Annotated in this window: 20 protein-coding genes and 2 pseudogenes; 12 read left to right on the top strand and 10 right to left on the bottom strand. The window is 43.1% G+C overall.

Annotation, left to right across the window (positions count from 1 at the left end):
• Positions 1-74 precede the first annotated feature (74 nt).
• The gene (locus B1A85_RS02410) at positions 75-1,388 is read left to right on the top strand and encodes an aminopeptidase P family protein (RefSeq protein ID WP_104545320.1); all 1,314 of its coding nucleotides are present in this window, start codon (positions 75-77) and stop codon (positions 1,386-1,388) included.
• A 2-nt stretch (positions 1,389-1,390) separates the two neighbouring features.
• Here B1A85_RS02410 and B1A85_RS02405 read toward each other — a convergent pair whose 3' ends face one another.
• The 5 genes from B1A85_RS02405 to B1A85_RS02385 form a co-directional block, all read right to left on the bottom strand.
• Complete coding sequence (locus tag B1A85_RS02405; protein WP_104545319.1) at positions 1,391-2,101, bottom strand: SDR family oxidoreductase; 711 nt, start codon at positions 2,099-2,101, stop codon at positions 1,391-1,393.
• 221 nt (positions 2,102-2,322) lie between these two features.
• The gene (locus B1A85_RS02400; protein WP_104545318.1) at positions 2,323-3,312 is read right to left on the bottom strand and encodes a pentapeptide repeat-containing protein; all 990 of its coding nucleotides are present in this window, start codon (positions 3,310-3,312) and stop codon (positions 2,323-2,325) included.
• Positions 3,313-3,329: 17 nt separating this feature from the next.
• A complete protein-coding gene (locus B1A85_RS02395; RefSeq protein WP_104545317.1) occupies positions 3,330-4,061 on the bottom strand; it encodes a gamma-glutamyl-gamma-aminobutyrate hydrolase family protein in 732 nt (243 codons plus the stop codon).
• Between the two features lie 9 nt (positions 4,062-4,070).
• Positions 4,071-5,396 (bottom strand): type III glutamate--ammonia ligase, encoded by a 1,326-nt coding sequence (glnT, locus tag B1A85_RS02390; RefSeq protein WP_104545316.1) that lies wholly within the window; start codon positions 5,394-5,396, stop codon positions 4,071-4,073.
• Positions 5,397-5,614: 218 nt separating this feature from the next.
• Positions 5,615-6,499, bottom strand: coding sequence for a phytanoyl-CoA dioxygenase family protein (locus B1A85_RS02385; RefSeq protein ID WP_104545315.1), 885 nt, complete (start codon positions 6,497-6,499; stop codon positions 5,615-5,617).
• Between the two features lie 151 nt (positions 6,500-6,650).
• On the opposite strand from B1A85_RS02385, the gene B1A85_RS02380 reads away from it, so the two are divergent.
• From B1A85_RS02380 to B1A85_RS25905, 5 genes and pseudogenes are all read left to right on the top strand, one after another.
• Positions 6,651-7,361, top strand: coding sequence for an ABC transporter substrate-binding protein (locus tag B1A85_RS02380; protein ID WP_104545314.1), 711 nt, complete (start codon positions 6,651-6,653; stop codon positions 7,359-7,361).
• Positions 7,362-7,366: 5 nt separating this feature from the next.
• Positions 7,367-7,657, top strand: coding sequence for a Uma2 family endonuclease (locus B1A85_RS25500; RefSeq protein WP_168192332.1), 291 nt, complete (start codon positions 7,367-7,369; stop codon positions 7,655-7,657).
• Positions 7,658-7,692: 35 nt separating this feature from the next.
• Positions 7,693-7,878, top strand: coding sequence for a Uma2 family endonuclease (locus B1A85_RS25495; RefSeq protein WP_146087127.1), 186 nt, complete (start codon positions 7,693-7,695; stop codon positions 7,876-7,878).
• Between the two features lie 130 nt (positions 7,879-8,008).
• Positions 8,009-8,299 (top strand): annotated as a pseudogene (locus B1A85_RS02370) (nucleotidyltransferase family protein); the annotation flags it as partial.
• A gap of 26 nt (positions 8,300-8,325) precedes the next feature.
• Positions 8,326-8,623, top strand: a pseudogene (locus tag B1A85_RS25905) (DUF86 domain-containing protein).
• A gap of 202 nt (positions 8,624-8,825) precedes the next feature.
• Here the strand turns inward: B1A85_RS25905 and B1A85_RS25490 are convergent.
• From B1A85_RS25490 to B1A85_RS02350, 4 genes are all read right to left on the bottom strand, one after another.
• Positions 8,826-8,951 carry a hypothetical protein gene (locus B1A85_RS25490; RefSeq protein ID WP_256387427.1) on the bottom strand — a complete coding sequence of 42 codons (126 nt, stop codon included), beginning with the start codon at positions 8,949-8,951 and terminating at the stop codon, positions 8,826-8,828.
• Between the two features lie 122 nt (positions 8,952-9,073).
• Positions 9,074-9,373, bottom strand: coding sequence for a hypothetical protein (locus B1A85_RS02360; protein ID WP_104545313.1), 300 nt, complete (start codon positions 9,371-9,373; stop codon positions 9,074-9,076).
• Between the two features lie 135 nt (positions 9,374-9,508).
• Positions 9,509-9,730 (bottom strand): type II toxin-antitoxin system HicA family toxin, encoded by a 222-nt coding sequence (locus B1A85_RS02355; protein ID WP_104545312.1) that lies wholly within the window; start codon positions 9,728-9,730, stop codon positions 9,509-9,511.
• Positions 9,727-9,954, bottom strand: a complete 228-nt coding sequence (locus B1A85_RS02350) for a type II toxin-antitoxin system HicB family antitoxin (protein ID WP_104545311.1) — start codon at positions 9,952-9,954, stop codon at positions 9,727-9,729. Before B1A85_RS02350 ends, B1A85_RS02355 begins: the two co-directional genes overlap by 4 nt.
• 66 nt (positions 9,955-10,020) lie before the next feature.
• Between B1A85_RS02350 and B1A85_RS02345 the strand changes: the two genes are divergently transcribed.
• The 3 genes from B1A85_RS02345 to B1A85_RS02335 all read left to right on the top strand — a co-directional run bounded on the left by B1A85_RS02345 (position 10,021) and on the right by B1A85_RS02335 (position 12,415).
• Positions 10,021-10,254, top strand: a complete 234-nt coding sequence (locus B1A85_RS02345) for a hypothetical protein (RefSeq protein WP_104545310.1) — start codon at positions 10,021-10,023, stop codon at positions 10,252-10,254.
• Positions 10,255-10,416: 162 nt separating this feature from the next.
• On the top strand, positions 10,417-10,653 hold the full coding sequence (locus tag B1A85_RS02340; protein ID WP_104545309.1) for a hypothetical protein: 237 nt from the start codon (positions 10,417-10,419) through the stop codon (positions 10,651-10,653).
• A 295-nt stretch (positions 10,654-10,948) separates the two neighbouring features.
• Positions 10,949-12,415 carry a glutamine synthetase family protein gene (locus B1A85_RS02335; RefSeq protein WP_104546279.1) on the top strand — a complete coding sequence of 489 codons (1,467 nt, stop codon included), beginning with the start codon at positions 10,949-10,951 and terminating at the stop codon, positions 12,413-12,415.
• Between the two features lie 78 nt (positions 12,416-12,493).
• Here B1A85_RS02335 and B1A85_RS02330 read toward each other — a convergent pair whose 3' ends face one another.
• The gene (locus B1A85_RS02330) at positions 12,494-12,694 is read right to left on the bottom strand and encodes a GNAT family N-acetyltransferase (protein ID WP_210404137.1); all 201 of its coding nucleotides are present in this window, start codon (positions 12,692-12,694) and stop codon (positions 12,494-12,496) included.
• A gap of 128 nt (positions 12,695-12,822) precedes the next feature.
• Here B1A85_RS02330 and B1A85_RS02325 point away from each other — a divergent pair, with 128 nt between their 5' ends.
• The 3 genes from B1A85_RS02325 (at position 12,823) to B1A85_RS02315 (ending at position 16,364) form a co-directional block, all read left to right on the top strand.
• The gene (locus B1A85_RS02325) at positions 12,823-13,713 is read left to right on the top strand and encodes a DUF3445 domain-containing protein (RefSeq protein WP_104545308.1); all 891 of its coding nucleotides are present in this window, start codon (positions 12,823-12,825) and stop codon (positions 13,711-13,713) included.
• Between the two features lie 161 nt (positions 13,714-13,874).
• Complete coding sequence (locus B1A85_RS02320) at positions 13,875-14,423, top strand: hypothetical protein (protein ID WP_104545307.1); 549 nt, start codon at positions 13,875-13,877, stop codon at positions 14,421-14,423.
• A 168-nt stretch (positions 14,424-14,591) separates the two neighbouring features.
• Positions 14,592-16,364: an ATP-binding protein gene (locus B1A85_RS02315; RefSeq protein WP_104545306.1), complete on the top strand. Its 1,773-nt coding sequence runs from the start codon at positions 14,592-14,594 to the stop codon at positions 16,362-16,364.
• Positions 16,365-16,466: the final 102 nt, after the last annotated feature.

Here is a 16,466-nt window from a genome sequence, read left to right as displayed (position 1 = left end):
TGTATGAATAGTTACGGTACTCCTAGCCTTGCTGATATTCTTGGCGATCGCCGTCGGCGACGCGACTTGCTGAAATTTTTGCTGCACCCGTTGTATTATGGTCAGGGCGTCGCAGTCCGCGTAATTTTGCGGCGAATACGTTTCCGTTTCGCGCTAGCAGTCATTTTCTTTATTTTGCTGGGCTACCGTTAGAAAATGCGGCGATTTGTTTAGAAGCTGGGCAATTAACTTTATTTATCGACGATCCGTCGCCTAGTTATACATTGTGGCATGGAGAAACACCGACAAAAGAAGAGATTGCTCAAAAAATTGGGGCTGACGCTGTTTTCCCCATGGCAGAATTACCAGCACACTTAGCCGGAGTAGCAACAATTCCAGTGCAAGATGCGGCGACTTGGACAGAACAAACGCAGTTACTCGACCGTTGGGTATTGCCAGAAAGACCGTTAGAAGGCATTGATTTAGAATTAGCAAAAGCAATTATTACTCTACGCCTGATTCACGATGCGGGTGCGTTAGCTGAATTACGCAAAGCTGCGGCGGTGACAGTAAAGGCACATCAAGCCGGAATGGTAGCAACTCGGAGTGCTAAAACTGAAGCTGATATTCGCGCGGCGATGGAAAGTGCGATTATCGCAGAGAATATGAGTTGTGCGTATGCAAGTATTGTGACGATTCATGGCGAAGTGTTGCACAACGATCGCTATCACAACATAATTAACCCTGGAGATTTATTGCTTGCAGATGTAGGTGCGGAAACTGCGACAGGTTGGGCAGCAGACGTGACGCGGACTTGGGCAGTTTCGGGTAAGTTTTCATCTACCCAAAGAGATATTTACGATATTGTATTAGCTGCCCACGATGCTTGCATTGCTAAAGTTTCTCCAGGTGTTGAGTATCGCGATCTTCATTTTTTGGCAGCAACGACGATTGCGGAAGGGTTAGTGAATTTAGGCATTTTGCGGGGGAACGTAGAAGACTTAGTCGAAAGGGATGTCCATGCGTTGTTTTTCCCGCATGGTGTCGGTCATTTACTCGGCTTGGATGTTCATGATATGGAAGATCTAGGCGATTTGGCAGGGTATGAACCAGGAAGAACAAGAAGCGATCGCTTTGGTTTAGGATATCTGCGTTTGGATCGTCCTTTACGTTCTGGAATGCTGGTGACAATTGAACCTGGCTTTTATCAAGTTCCCGCAATTTTAAATAATCCCGAAGTCCGCACTGCGTATCAGGATGCTGTTAACTGGGAACTCTTGGCGCAGTTTACCGATGTACGCGGAATTCGGATTGAAGATGATGTGCTGGTTACAGACACAGGAAGCGAGGTATTAACCGCAGCTTTACCCACCCAAGTCGAGGATATTGAACAGTTAGTAGGTGGATAAGTTTAATAAGAAATCTCCTGGCGATCGCGGAAAAACTTGCCACTGAGATCGGTTGATGCTTCCGTTGCTAACCAAATTGCGGTATCTGCGCCTTGTTCTGGCGATCGCGGTGCATTCTCTCCACCCATGTCAGTTTTTACCCAACCAGGACACATCGCATAAACTACAATTCCTTGCGATTGTAGCGCTTCTGCAAGCATAATTGTTGCGCCATTGAGTGCAAGTTTGGATAAACAATAACTAGGGACATCCGCAGATAATCCATTCAGTTCCCCGTAACCACTTGAAACATTAATCACGCGGGCTTGAGTCGCTTTTTGCAATAATGGGAGGAAAGCTTGCGTAACGTGAATGGGACCAAAGGTATTGGTATTCATTGCCTGTTGCAGTATACTACGCGAGACATTGAGAATATTTACGCCTCGATCTGGGTAGACTCCCGCATTGTTAACAAGAACATCTAAAGCGTCAATTTCTTGACTTAATTGTTCTGCTGCACGGCGAATACTATCATCATCGGTGACATCAAGTTGCACAACACGCACAGATGCATTCACAGGTAACTTTTGCGTTGCTGCTTTGGCTTTATCAAGCGATCGCGCTGCCATAATTACCTCAAAACCTGCTTGCAGTAACCCTTGACAAATTGCAAATCCAATGCCTTTATTACCGCCAGTCACAAGTGCCCGTTTTCCTTGAAATTCAGAATTCATAGCGATTGCGTCTAATGCGTCTTAATTTTGATAAACTCTTGCTAATTTAATGCGTTTTTATATTTTTTTATCTACCTTAAGGAATACAGTCACCTATTACAGTTAGCATCGCAATGTGAGAACCTCTGCAATTTCTTCGCGTACTTTGGGCACTTTGTGGTTTGTTTCAAAAAACCTGACAACTCAGCTACAATCGCCATATGTCTACTACTGCTCTTTCCTCAATCGTCAGCGATAGCACCGCGTTCTAGCAAGTAACGCTTCATCTCAGTAGAAAGTCCTTTGGCATTGTGCATTTGAGTGTTTTCTACTTTCACATCATTAAGTTCAACGCGAGTCAAGTCTGCGTTACTTAAGTTTGCATGACTCAAATCTGCGCCATTTAAATCAGCTTGTTGCAGTAGTGCGTCTGTGAGATTAGCACCACGCAGGTTTGCACTTTGCAAATATGCACTACACAAGTTAGCACTCGTTAGTATTGCCTCAGTAAAGTTAGCACGAGGCATTAAACAACGTAAATCAGCATTTTGCAAATCAGCACCTTGCAAGTTAGCATCGCGGAGATTGGCATTGCTAAGATTAGCATCGGCTAAACAAGCACTAGATAAGTTAGCACGACTTAAATCAGCAAGTTTGAGATCGGCATTGTTAAGAATTGCGTGCGCTAAATTAGCAGAATTGAGATTAGCATAACTCAGATTGCAGCAACTCAATGTAGCACCTTGCAGATTTGCTGCTTTGAGGTTTGTATTACTAAGGTTAGCACCGCTTAAATTTACTCCCGCAAAATCTTCAATTGGGTTTAAGCCAAGCATTGTGGCGACTTTTGTAAAATTATCGGCGGTAGAGGAAGTTAAGATTTCTTGGGCTAAAGCTAACTGCTGCTGGTGGTATTCACTCGCTTTTGTGGCATCATCAAGGGCTAAGTAAGCGTTTCTTAAGTTTAATAATGCGTTAATTCGACCTTGGCGATCGCCTATGCGCTGCGCTAATCCTAAATGTTGCTCAAAACACGCGATCGCTTCTGGTAAATTTCCTAAAGCTTGATACGCTGCACCCAAGTTTCCTAATGCTGCACCTTCGCGTTGCAAGTCTCGATCTATGCGATATAAATTTAACGCTTGTTGCCAAGATTGTAATGCTTCCTCAAATGCGTTTGTTTGGTAGTGGATAATTCCTTGTTTGAGTAGTTGGTTAGCAGCTTGAGTCATAAGTTAGGAGTTTGTTGTTAATATTCGCAGTTAGCCATTGCTACTTGACGTGTTGCGGCAATAAAAGCTTGGAAAATCCGATGTTGTAAAGGATCGACGCTACTCGAAAGTTCAGGATGCCATTGCAATGCGATCGCCCAAGGGTGATACTTGTGTTCGAGGGCTTCGATAACTCCATCCGCCGCCCATCCGGTAATGTGCCATTCTGAAGATATAGTACGTACAGCTTGATGATGCCAAGAGACGACATCGACTGTGGTTGTACCGATGATTTCTTTGGCGAGACGACTATCAGGAATCAGATCTACTGAATGTTGAATTGATAGTAATTCTTCAGCGCGATGCGTTACTACTTCACCATACTCATCAGGAAGATGGGGAATCAACGTTCCTCCAGTTGCAACTGCAAGGATTTCTAAGCCGCGACAAATACCAAGTATAGGAATATCAGAGTTTAATGCGGCTTTGGCTAAGGCAATTTCGGCGCGATCGCGTTCCGGATCGACATTATAAATTGTCGGATGCATGACACCGTTGTAAATTGCCGGATCAATATCTCCGCCACCGGAGAAGATTACTCCATCAATTCTTTGTAAAATTATCTCGCTTGCTGTGGGTTCACTTGGAGGAATCAATACTGCTATTCCACCAGCGGCTTTAACGGCTGCTGCATACGAACTAGGTAAGCAATAACTACTTGTTTGAGCGTGACCAGAGGTGGTAATTCCAATTATCGGAGGCTGTATCATTTCCCAAGTTTAGCAGTTAACATACTGCTCAACTTCCCAGCTTGTCACTTGCGCATTGTAACTGTTCCACTCGTGATATTTAAAATCGAGAAAGGTTTTTGCCGCTTGTTCTCCTAAAGTTTGCATCAATAAGGAATCTTTTTCTAAGCATTGCAGGGCTTCGAGTAAACTTGTTGGTAGAGTTGGTAAATCAGAAAATTCTAAACCTCGCACAAACATATTTTCATCTAGCCGTTTTCCTGCTGTGAGATGTTTTGCCATTCCTTCCATCCCTGCTGCTAAAATACCCGCTAAAGCAAGATAAAGATTCGCTGCACCATCGACAAGACGACACTCAAAGCGCCCGCCTTCAGGAATGCGGATCATGTGCGTGCGATTGTTTCCACCATAAGAAATATAACGGGGACTCCAGGTACTACCAGATGCAGTTGTTGTTGCACCAATACGGCGGTATGAATTAATCGTTGGGCTACAGAGTGCTGCTAATCCACGACCATGCGCTAGAACACCTGCAAGAAATTCATACGCTATATTTGATAATCCCATTTCTTCGGTAGCGTCGGCAAAGATATTTTGACCGTCATTCCACAAACTCATGTGGATATGTGCGCCGTTTCCGGTAAGCTGACTGAAGGGCTTGGGCATGAATGTGGCAGTTAAACCGCGTTGTTCGGCTAGAGTTTTCACCATGTACTTGAAAAACACATGGCGATCGCACGTTGTCAAGGCATCACTATACGTCCAGTTAATTTCAAATTGACCGTTGGCATCTTCATGGTCGCACTGATACGGTTCCCAACCCAACTCTTCCATATATCCCACGAGTGTGGAAATTAATTCAAATTGCCGCATCAAGTTCAACTGATCGTAGCAAGGGCGCGTGGCAGTATCTTGTGTATCTGCAATTTGATAACCTTGTTCGCTTTTTTTAAGTAAGAAAAACTCAGCTTCAACTCCGGTTTTGTAGCTGTAACCCAGATTTTCGCACTGTTGCAGCACTTTCTTAAAAATGACGCGCGGCGATGCAGCAAACGGTTCGCCATCTAAATATACGTCACTTGCTAGCCAACCAACATTCTGTTGCCACGGTAGCACAATCAGCGAATTGGGGTCGGGTACAGCCGCAATATCATGCGCATCAGGTCCTAAACCTAGATTACTCGCAAACGGCGCAAAGCAAGCTCCATCGTTTTCTACTGTCGTAATCTTCGCAGCGGGAACGAGCTTAGCACGGGTTCCTCCCAACAAGTCAGTGTAAGATACAAGAAAAAAATCGAGTTGTAATTCTTTGGCTAACTCGGCTAGGGCTTTGCCTCGGGTCAAGGTTGTCGTCACTGCCGTACTCCCAATTGCTCTGTCTCCGAGTAAACCAAACTTGTTATGACAGATTTGTAGCTGATGATACTGTCTTAGTTGAGGGTCTCTATGAAGAGAAGCAAGGGTGCAGGATAAGTTTTACGTTTGGTGAAATGATCTAGCGATCGCATTCCCGCAATCAGACTAACAAGCTATTCTCACCCGATTACCAGTTACCAATTACCGATTATCCATTTCTACCCTACCAAAACTCGTGACTTTGCTAATGCATCTTTGCAGTAATCAGCTAAAAAAGGAGTGCGATCGCCGTTTTTTGTCCACAATATTGGAAAGAAACTCTCATCCATTGTCGTATCGCCCACGCGCTGATAACGTCCGTAGATGTATCCTGCACCTGTAGGACGAAACTTCGCTTCTGATGAGAGTGTATGTACCCCTAAACTGCGACGTACTTTATCGGTTCTGGTATTTTTCCCTGAACCGTGCCACGCATTACCGTGATGAAAAACGCAGCCTCCCGCCGGAATTTCTACCTGCACAATTTCAGGATTGCTAATTCCCATTTCTGCCGCAGCTTGTAGCATTTGCGCGCGATATCCGCCAGTAGGTGCGTGAAATTCTGCCACGCGATCGAGCAAGCGCCATTTGTGCGAACCTCTCACATACTCAATCGTACCAGCATCGGCACTGGTATCATCTAAGGCAATCCAACACGTGATCATCTCTGGTGGATCGATGTATTTAATATAAGTTGCATCTTGATGCAGTGCGACTTCTTTACCACCAGCAGGTTTCCACCATAAGCTATCTTGTCCAATTCTCGCACCATTCCATCCTGCTAAAGTTGCACTCAAACGCCCAATTTCTGCGGATAAAACCACACTGGCAATTGTTAAGTCACTTTTCCAAACATTACACATTTCTCTAGTAACATCCGGTAAGCTTAATCCAGGACGCCAATACCATTCATCAGGATAAATTCCTGTTTCAAACTCACCCGAAAACAACGGTTCAATTCTTGCAATTAAACGTGCCACTAAGTCAGCATCAATTAATTGAGGAATAACCAAAAAACCATCGTTATTAAACTTATTTATATCTAATGTAGTTAATTTTATCATATTTTTTAGGATGAAATGCCATTTTAAATATTATCGATTCAACTTGTTATAATAACAATATATAAGAAGTAAAATGTAGTTTTCAATACAGTTATTAGCTTCAATGTATTGAAATTTATTAACGAACAGAACTACTGAATTTTTATAGTAAATGAACTTAAAAACAGTTAAACCAGGTTATCTAACCATTGCCGCAAGTAATTTTGATGCTCGTCCGATGACGTATCTAGAAGGAGAACGTTTAGGATACGAGCCAGACGTCGCACGGGCAGTATGTGCCAAACTGGGATTAGAGCCAGAATGGATAAACATACCGTGGATTGAATTTTATCCAACCTTAGCGGCAAAACAGTGTGATGTCGTTTGGTTTAATCAAGCAATTACCGAAGAACGCCGTACTCGTGCCAATTTTACGCAACCGTATGGCTTCTTTGATGAAGCTGTGTTAGTTCAAACAAAAAGTGAAATTTACTCGGCTGCTGACTTAGCAGGGTTACGTGTAGGAGGATTAGCAACAAGTACCAACTTGCAACTAGCTGAAAGTTTTGGTGATGTCGAGATTGTGCCTTTTCCTGGTAGCGATCGCGTTTTACCAGAGATGCTAGAAGCGTTACGCAAAGGTGAAATTGATGCGTTGGTAGATGATGAATTAGTTTTAATTGCGGCTGCTAAGCTAGATCCAAACTTGCGCATTGCGTTTAGCGTACCGACACGCATTCCGTTTGGGATAGCAGTGCATCAAGAGAATTTAGAATTGTTGCGATCGCTCGACGATACTCTTACTGCATTAATTCAAGAAGGTAAGCTAGCTGAAATTTGGCACCGCTGGATTCCCGAAAAAGAATTTCCCATACAATGGTGATGGCGATGAATCGTACTGCACATCAATTTAGCCTTCAGGAGTTTCTGGATTTACCAGACAGCGATCGCTACGAGTTGGTCGAGGGACAACTTAAACCCAAAATATTACCTAAATATAAACGTTCGACATTGCAACTACGGCTGTTAATAGCATTAAATCAATGGTGCGAGCAACAAAAATACGGTCGAGTTCGTCCTGAATGGGGTGTCGTTTTAAAACGACAGCAAAAAGATTGGGTTCCTTGTTCCCGATCTGATCTATGTGTCTTACGAACAGCTACCGCAAGCGTGGAATGAGGATGAACCTTGTCCTGTTGTACCAGAGTTAGTCAATGACCGAGAAAGCAACTGATTATCTACTTGCTGGTGTCGTCCAAGTTTGGGTGGTAGATACTAAAGCGCGATCGCTGACAATTTTCGAGCATGATTCGTTACCGCAAATAATTCAAAGTCCTAGCTCAGTTAGCCTATTACTAAGTTTTGTCTTAAGTGTTTCTAATTTATTTGACGTAGTTTGAGGAGAGTCATTATTAGTGCCATCTCACATTATTCAGTAGAAATCTAAAGCAATTGATACACTAATTCTCTTCCCGATAGAGCAAGATAAGCTAGATCGTACACTGTGACTTTAAGCAGAAGATAGAGCCTATGAAAACACTGGAGGAGGTCAAGCAATGGCTGAGTCAACACAAATCATTGTTGCAAGAACGTTACAAGGTTCGGGAGTTAGGGATTTTTGGCTCCTATGTTCGACAAGAACAGACAGAAACCAGCGATATAGACGTGCTGGTAGAGTTTTCGGAGACACCAAGCCTTTTGAAATTTATCAATTTAGAAAACTATCTCAGTGATAATCTGGGCATCAAAGTTGATCTAGTGCATAAGTCTGGATTAAAGCCTCGCATTGGCGAGCGAATTTTGGCAGAGGTAGTTTACCTGCGATCAAACGGCAAGTTGAGGACTACTTGCAGGATATTTTGGATGCGGTTGCTGCGATCGAGCAATTTACAGCAAATATTGAATATGAAGCGTTTTCGCAGAATTTAGAGAAGGTGTTTGCGGTTTCAAGAGCGATTGAAATTATAGGTGAAAGTGAGAAACCAATATCCTGATATTCCCTGGCGAGATATTGCCGGAATGCGAGATAAACTGATTCATGATTATTTCAATACGGATGTAGAAATAATTTGGAAAGCAGTTCAGGATGATGTTCCCCAGTTGGAAATTACAATCTCTAAAGTTTTAGAGGACTTTAAAAGATAAAGTACTTAGTCGTCTTAAGGGATCTGTGAATCAACTGTACAACGTTATGGTGAACTGAAGACCACTGGTGCTAACTAAGTTTACGATGAGTAGGAGCCACTGACCGTGACTGTTAATTGTATAACAACAAAAGTAGGCGATCGCCTTTTTGTGTCCATAATATCGGAAAGAAACTCTCATCCATCGTTGTATAACCCACACGCTAATAACGTCCGTAGATATATCCCGCACTCGTAGGACGAAACTGTACTGCTGATGAAAGCGGATTTACACCTAAACTGCGACGTACTTTAAAGCTCTTTGTTTGTAATAAATATAGGTTGAGCATACTCATTTGTGAATACGAATGCCTTTACATGCTTCACAGTATTCAGTTTTCCAAGGGCTAGTTCTGCATAGACATTGGCGTAATTGACAGCCTGTTTTTCAACCATTTGTCGTTTTTTGCGGTTACTCGCCCTCTTTGTTGTTCCAGTTCGTGCCTACCCCTTCAAAGTCAATCCACTTTACCTCAACAACAGCAAAACAGCCAGTGCCATCAGTAAATACCAAATCTCCGCGTCCTTTGTCAGTTCGACCTGCTTCTACTTCCCATTCATCTTCAATCACATACGGATAATTAGGTAGTAGTTGATGACTGCTTAGAACAAGTTGGCGCTTGAGAGTGTATTTATTGTTTCTATCCCAGTCTCGCCCGCTGAAATATCTTCGAAGTACATGGTTGCGATGCTCTATCTCACTCTTATCCATTGCTTAAACGCGAGCAATACCGAAAAATATGCTGTGAATGCCATTAATCAGGAAGCTTGTTTGGCAACTTTCGGAGTAGGTGCTTTCTGTAACACATTCCTTCTGTACTGAGATCTTCATCTACATTGACCATTTTTATAAAAGGGCAACAAACTCATCAACGCTCAAACCAACTTGCCAAATAATTGCCCGCAAAGTTCCTCGATCAAGTTCTTTATGGTCTGGTACAGAAACAGTTGTTCTAGGATCTTCACGTATCAGAATAATGTGGCTTCCTCGCTGACGCTCTACTACAAAACCTATTTGCTTAAGTGCTTTAACACATTCTGCACCTGAGATGACAGGCAGTTTGCTCATACCAGCACAACTTCAACTAGATCATCTGGAATCGTTTCACCTCGCTCTTGCAAAACTTCGATATAAAGAGTAATGGCTTCTTCAGCATTGGTAAGAGCCTCTTCACGAGTCTTTCCCTGAGTGATGCATCCAGGCAAACTAGGTACTTCAACAACAAAGTAACCATCCTCGCCAGGATATAACAGTACCTTGCGTGGAGAATTCGTTCGAGATGCCTTGCTCATGGTTCCATACCTGTTTTATGTACTCAAAATATTAACAAACTGTGAGTAATTACGATTGAAACCACGATGAAGACTGCTATATCTCTACCAAATTCAGTTTTTGAAGCAGCCGAAGCACTGGCTGCACAGCTAAGTTTATCACGCAATGAACTTTATACGAAAGCGTTGCAACCATATGTACAAAAATATAACCGTCATCAAATTTTAGAGAAGCTGAATCAAGTTTATGCTAAAGAATATTCTGAGCTAAATTCCGTGTTAGCAAAGATGCAATTTGTATCTTTGCGATATGACGAATAGTAGTATATTGAGAAGAAATTTGGTAAGCGAACTTAGCTGATTCAGTAGGTTCAGATTCTGGTTATTTTCGCCGTGTTTTAATTAGTTAAGACATACATTTAATCAAAGTTGTATTAGTATAAACTTATACTAAAAGTAATATAATCATTTTGTTTTATTATTATGTCAATCAGCAGTGAGGCTCTTAAGCAAGACCTCGATCAACTTACAGAGGAACAACTGCAACAAGTAGCTGACTTCATCGCATTCCTAAAGTTTCGAGATAAACGCCGCCATGTTGTGCTTGATCCTGCTCAGTTAGTAACCCTTGCTACTGAGTTTGCAGAAGAAGACCGTGCGCTTGCCGAAGTTGGAATAAGTGATTATACCGCAATGCTTGATCGAGAAGATCGACAATGACCAACCAGCAGAAGCGTGGTGAAGTAAAGCCATCTCATTCGGAGCTTAGGACAACTAGCTCCAGAAACAGTAACTCAGTTGGAACAAGCAGTCTTGCTAACCTTAGCATATGAGTTATGAAGAATTCTATTTAATACTTTCAATTTGAGTCTTTTGATAACGATTTTGATACCTATTCGGAAACTAGTAGTGAAAGTATCTCTAGATACAGCCTTGTTATAACAAGATTGCTTTACTACAAAAAAGCGTATTAGGAGTCATGGCAGTGACTGGCACCTTAACACGAGTCGAAGCGCTGACCGATTTGGAAGCTTATGTTGATGCTGAAGGTCGTGCGGAACTGGTAAAGCAAGTACGAGCAAAGATCAATGAACTTAAGATTCAGTACATATATTATCAATTTGTTTCCGTCACAGGTCGCATTGTTGGTAAAGGTGTCCCTGCGGAACACTGGGAAGCGATCGCCCAAAATGGTTTTCAGTTAGTTTACGGTGCAACGGCTAATTTATACCTCGATCGCCACCGCAATTATATTGGTTATGGTCCGGAAGCTTCAGAACTTGTGGCAATTCCCGATCCGGAAACGTTTTGTCAATTACCCTGGGATAAGCGTGTTGCACGAGTTTTTTGTACGTGTTTTCGCAACCGCGAAGAACCAAACAATCCTGGTGCATATCTAACGTCAGATTGTCGCGGAAATTTACGTCGAATTCACGCGCAGTTTCAACAAGAACACGATGGATTGCATCTGCGTCATGGTTGCGAACCGGAAATGATGTGGTTGAAAAAAGGTGCGGATGGAAAACTTGATGGTGGAGTTACGAAACCAAATTGCTACCATATCGATCAGTTTGAAGAATTGCGCCCCGTGTTCTTAAAGGTCATAGAATACAGTCGGGCAATGGGATTAGATATGATTCAGGGCGATCATGAAGATGCACCAGGGCAATTAGAACTCAATTTTATGTTTGATGATGCATTGAGAACGTGCGATCGCCTCACAACATATCGTCAAATCTGCGCTCAAGTGGCACGAGAGTATAATCTCATTGCTTGCTTCATGACAAAACCTTTCATGGGTGTCTCGGCTTCGGGTTGCCATCACAATTTATCTTTATGGCGTGGTGGAGAAGCGATCGTGAAAGATTTTGGTTATGAAACGCTACCAGGAATGGCAGGAACTTTTCAATACTACAAAGGTGGAGAAAATACTTTTCTACCATCACAATCGTCGCATTTGCCTGGGGCGATTGGTTTAAATTGTATTGGTGGTGTCATTGAACATTTGGGGGCTTTGACTGCAATCGGTTGTTCGACAGTAAACTCTTACCGACGATTGTGGGATACTGGCTTGTGGGCACCTGTCTATGCAGATTGGGGCTATCAAAATCGCACGTGTGGGTTACGAGTTTCTGCACCAGGAAGATTTGAGTATCGCGCGGTGGATTCGATGGTGAATCCGTATCTCATGGCAGCTGCACTGCTGAAAGCCTTTGATGATGGTATCAAACGCAACCTCGATCCAGGAGAACCTGAACATCGCAATTTGTATGAGGCGATGGAAGCTGGTAAACAAGTGAAGAAATTACCGATGTCTTTGGGTGAAGCGTTAGATCGTTTAGCGGCGGATGAGGTGATTAAATCTGCGTTACCTGGAGAGATGTATCAAGTTTACACTTGGTACAAGCGCGACGAGTGGGAGCGATTTTTATCAACAGTTAGTAACTGGGATGTCGAAAATTATCTCGATTGTTTGCCGTAGTAACAGAAATTAGCCTGAATATTCTTCAAGTTTTACGTATACCTCTGTTGGGTGCGATCGCGCATAAAAAACATCCCATTACCGAAATTTTATCTGATAAAGCCTTGCAGCTGCATCATTCTCTTTTCGATAACTAGTCGCAATGATTTCAACATCAAGACACAGCTTGAGGGGACGAATGACCTCAATCATAGTAGCTTGTCCACAGCCTTGACGCTGATACTTGCTATCAATCATCAATCGCATAATGAATCTCACATCCATAACAATTTCATACATTGAAAATCCAAGCCTCTGCAAATATTGCCTCAGCATATTCTTGAACTGCTTGGCACGTTAATAACAATCGTTAAGCAGACTTTATTAAACTTTAGTAGGTGTGGCGATATTCGAGGGAGAAGTATTAGGTGAAACCTCTTTATTTACCCTTTGCAGATGGGCAATGGCGAATGGCAATGGGGCTGAAGCCTCTACAGTTGCAACACTGGATTGAGATTGATGAAGACTTTGCTAAAGAATTGAACTACAAAGATAAGTTACATAGAGAACAATACTCAGATGTGTTTGGCTGTCTTCCCGAAAGTGAAGCAGGACAACAGGAAGTATTAGAGCTTATATTAGAGCATTTATTGCAGTATTTCCCCAACTATTATCAGCAGCAAGACGACCATATAGTTAATAAAGTTACCAACCAAATTTGGAATTTACGTGATTTTACTAAAAATTCACTCGATTTAGCTGGACGTTTGGTTCAAGAAGATTTATGTTTAATGCAACGCAACGACAGTGAATATATCTTGACAGCAGGTTCAGTTTGCTTTCCAGCACGGTGGCGCTTGTCAGAAAAGTTGGGACGTCCGCTAATGCAGATTCACGATCCGGTTCCTGGTTATGCCCAAAAGCTAGAGCAACCTGTGAATAAATTCTTCGATCGCCTCAAACCAGAGTTTCCTGGATATCGTCTTAACTGGGGTATTGTTGACTCTCCTGAGTTGTTTCTCACCCAGCCGCATGGTTGTGCAGCATTTGGTGAGGATATTACTGCTGAGAATGCTGGGGAGAAATTGTGGCTAAGAGTCGAGCGACAAACTCTGCGACGGTTGCCTAAAAGTGGTGGTATCTTATTTACGATTCGTACTTACGTGTATGCATTAAAGTCAATTGTGCGCGATCGCCAAATCGCATCGCAACTAGCCGCAGTAATTCAGCAAATTCCTCAGGAAATGCAAATTTACAAAAATATTTTGCCTATTAAAAGTCCACTTTTAACCTACTTACAGCAATTGACAGCTTTTTAAGCTTTGCTATTTCAACCTTTAGTATGATGAGCGTTTTATCAGATGCAGTATAAGTATGTGATATCGCTAGCTTAGATAGAAAAGTAATAAATATTACTTGATAGCTAGTAGTGATTAGCGATTAGCTGTTTTTCTGTAATACATTTCACCAGGGCGAACTCATGTTCAAGTATGTTGCTGCAACCGGATGCACAATCTTAACCGTTGGATTCGGTGGAACGGTACAAGCTCAAAGCATCACTGCAAATCCGCAACAAGCGGAACCTTTAGTCATTGCTCAAGGCTTACAGCCGTTAACAGGTGATACAAATGGGCGATCGCGCTTCTCGATTGGTGTTAGTGGTAACGTTGGCATTACTGGAGATACCGCCATGGGCGAAAGTAGCTTCTCAATTAATAGTAGAATTGGCTTGACTGACTCGCTTTCAGTGCGTCCTTCGGTCGGTTTAACGTCTGACCCAAATATTACTGTTCCTTTAACGATCGATTTTCCAACAGGCGCAGACACAGACATCGAAGATAGCGTGACTCCTTATATTGGTGGTGGTATTGTCATTACAACAGGAGACAATGGACAAGTGGCTCCGATGGCAACTGTCGGTTTAGATATACCGATCGCGGATGCTTTTGGTGCAAGTATCAGCGTTGATGCTGGTTTTCTGGATACAACACAAGTGGGTGCTTCGGTGGGAGTCAGTTATTCTTTCTAAAAACTGCACGAAAGCTAGCGAGTAGATACCGCTACTCATTTTTTGTTTTTCGAAACATATGCTCGTGAATTAAATATCATAATGATTGAATCGGGCTGAAATGATCTCTCAAGGTTGAATGAACCTAAATCTTTCCGCACGCGTGGGATGGCTCAATAATAAATAAAGATGAACAGTTTGACGTTAGAATTTTTGCATGGTGAGCTAGGACATCTGAGCGGATTTGCTCAGCAAACTATCGTTGAGGCGTTTATTCCTCACGGACACTGCTATCTTTGGAAACCAGAATTAGTAGGGCTACATATCTTCTCAGACTCACTGATTGCGCTTGCTTACTACTCAATTCCCTTGACGCTGTTCTATTTTGTTCGCCAGCGGAAAGATTTACCTTTTAACTGGATCTTTCTGTTGTTTGGTGCTTTTATTGTGGCGTGCGGAACCACTCACTTAATGGGAATCTGGACGCTATGGTATCCTCATTACTGGTTGTCAGGAACAATTAAACTTTTAACAGCTGTTGTTTCTGTTTATACTGCTGTATTGCTTGTGCCGCTAGTACCGCAGGCTTTAGCCTTGCCAAGTCCAGCCGAGCTTGAAGCAGCTAACTTAGAGTTACGCAATCAAATTGCTGAACGCGAACGGGCGGAAGCACAAATTCGCACTTTGAATCTGGAACTCGAACAACGAGTAAGCGATCGCACTGCGCAGCTAGAAGCTGCCAACAAGTTGAAAGATGAGTTACTCGTACGCGAACAAGAAGCCCGTGCAATTGCAGAAGCAGCAAATCGCGCCAAAGATGAGTTTCTGTCGATGCTTTCGCATGAGTTGCGTACCCCGCTCAATGCCATGTTAGGATGGTCGCAACTTCTCCGCAGCCAGAAGCTAAACGAAGCAACGCGATCGCGGGCGCTAGAAGCGATTGAGCGTAACGCCAGAGGTCAAGCAAACTTAATCGAAGATCTGCTGGATATTTCGCGAATTATTACTGGGAAACTGCGCTTACACGTTCGCCCGATTGAGCTTGTTCCGGTGATTGAGGCAGCAATTGATACTGTACGCCCAGCGGCTGATGCCAAGCAAGTGCGGATTCAAAGTGTACTCGATCCCTCAGCAGGTCCGGTTTCGGGAGATTCGGATCGCTTACAGCAAGTCGTGTGGAATTTATTATCGAATGCGATTAAGTTTACGCCAAAGGGCGGGCGGGTGCAAGTGCGACTAGAGCGAGTTAACTCGCACGTTGAAATTATTGTTAGTGATACAGGAAAAGGCATTAGCGCTGATTTTCTACCGTATATTTTTGAGCGCTTTCGACAAGCTGATAGTACGCACACGCGATCGCATGGTGGTTTAGGTTTGGGATTAGCGATCGTGCGTCATTTAGTCGAACTGCATGGCGGTACTGTGCAAGCACAAAGCCCTGGTGAAGGGCAAGGAGCAACTTTTGTGGTGCAATTACCGCTCACAGTTGTTTTAAAGACAAATGAATCAGAACGAGTCCATCCGACAGTAGGCGGTGACGTTTCTTTTGATTATGCCCCAGTATTGAGTAATTTAAAAATTCTTGTCGTTGATGATGAGGCGGATGCACGCGATTTACTCGCAACAGTACTTCAAGAATGTCAAGCCCTCGTAAAAACAGCAGCGTCGGTTGCAGAAGCGATCGCCGCCATTGAACAGTTTCAACCGGATATTTTAGTTAGTGATATTGGTATGCCTGGGGAAGATGGCTACAGTCTCATCCGCCGCATCCGAGCGATGGAAGCACAAAATGGTGGTAAAATTCCGGCTGTTGCTTTAACAGCCTACGCCAGAGTAGAAGACCGCACCCGTGCCCTAGCAGCAGGATTTCAAATGCATATAGCCAAACCTGTAAATCCTACTGAGTTAGTTGCTGTGATTGCTAACCTTGCAGGATGGACAGGAAAAGCGGCGCTTACTTAGAAGTTATGAGTTATGAGTTTTGAGTGGCTAGTGACTAGTAGTTAGCGACCAGTTTTGAGTTATGAATGGCTAGTGACTAGTAGTTAGCGATCAGTTTTGAGT

It is taken from the genome of Chroococcidiopsis sp. TS-821, assembly GCF_002939305.1.
Classification (GTDB): domain Bacteria; phylum Cyanobacteriota; class Cyanobacteriia; order Cyanobacteriales; family Chroococcidiopsidaceae; genus Chroogloeocystis.
This window is presented reverse-complemented; position numbering and strand designations above follow the sequence as displayed.

Bases quoted from the DNA above. Each gene is read 5' to 3' on its own strand.
- B1A85_RS02405 (WP_104545319.1), bottom strand. From the start codon at position 2,101: ATGAATTCTGAATTTCAAGGAAAACGGGCACTTGTGACTGGCGGTAAT.
- B1A85_RS02400 (WP_104545318.1), bottom strand. From the start codon at position 3,312: ATGACTCAAGCTGCTAACCAACTACTCAAACAAGGAATTATCCACTAC.
- B1A85_RS02395 (WP_104545317.1), bottom strand. From the start codon at position 4,061: ATGATACAGCCTCCGATAATTGGAATTACCACCTCTGGTCACGCTCAA.
- B1A85_RS02385 (WP_104545315.1), bottom strand. From the start codon at position 6,499: ATGATAAAATTAACTACATTAGATATAAATAAGTTTAATAACGATGGT.
- B1A85_RS02380 (WP_104545314.1), top strand. From the start codon at position 6,651: ATGAACTTAAAAACAGTTAAACCAGGTTATCTAACCATTGCCGCAAGT.
- B1A85_RS25500 (WP_168192332.1), top strand. From the start codon at position 7,367: ATGAATCGTACTGCACATCAATTTAGCCTTCAGGAGTTTCTGGATTTA.
- B1A85_RS25495 (WP_146087127.1), top strand. From the start codon at position 7,693: ATGACCGAGAAAGCAACTGATTATCTACTTGCTGGTGTCGTCCAAGTT.
- B1A85_RS25490 (WP_256387427.1), bottom strand. From the start codon at position 8,951: ATGCTCAACCTATATTTATTACAAACAAAGAGCTTTAAAGTACGTCGC.
- B1A85_RS02360 (WP_104545313.1), bottom strand. From the start codon at position 9,373: ATGGATAAGAGTGAGATAGAGCATCGCAACCATGTACTTCGAAGATAT.
- B1A85_RS02355 (WP_104545312.1), bottom strand. From the start codon at position 9,730: ATGAGCAAACTGCCTGTCATCTCAGGTGCAGAATGTGTTAAAGCACTT.
- B1A85_RS02350 (WP_104545311.1), bottom strand. From the start codon at position 9,954: ATGAGCAAGGCATCTCGAACGAATTCTCCACGCAAGGTACTGTTATAT.
- B1A85_RS02345 (WP_104545310.1), top strand. From the start codon at position 10,021: ATGAAGACTGCTATATCTCTACCAAATTCAGTTTTTGAAGCAGCCGAA.
- B1A85_RS02340 (WP_104545309.1), top strand. From the start codon at position 10,417: ATGTCAATCAGCAGTGAGGCTCTTAAGCAAGACCTCGATCAACTTACA.
- B1A85_RS02330 (WP_210404137.1), bottom strand. From the start codon at position 12,694: ATGTATGAAATTGTTATGGATGTGAGATTCATTATGCGATTGATGATT.
- B1A85_RS02320 (WP_104545307.1), top strand. From the start codon at position 13,875: ATGTTCAAGTATGTTGCTGCAACCGGATGCACAATCTTAACCGTTGGA.
- B1A85_RS02315 (WP_104545306.1), top strand. From the start codon at position 14,592: ATGAACAGTTTGACGTTAGAATTTTTGCATGGTGAGCTAGGACATCTG.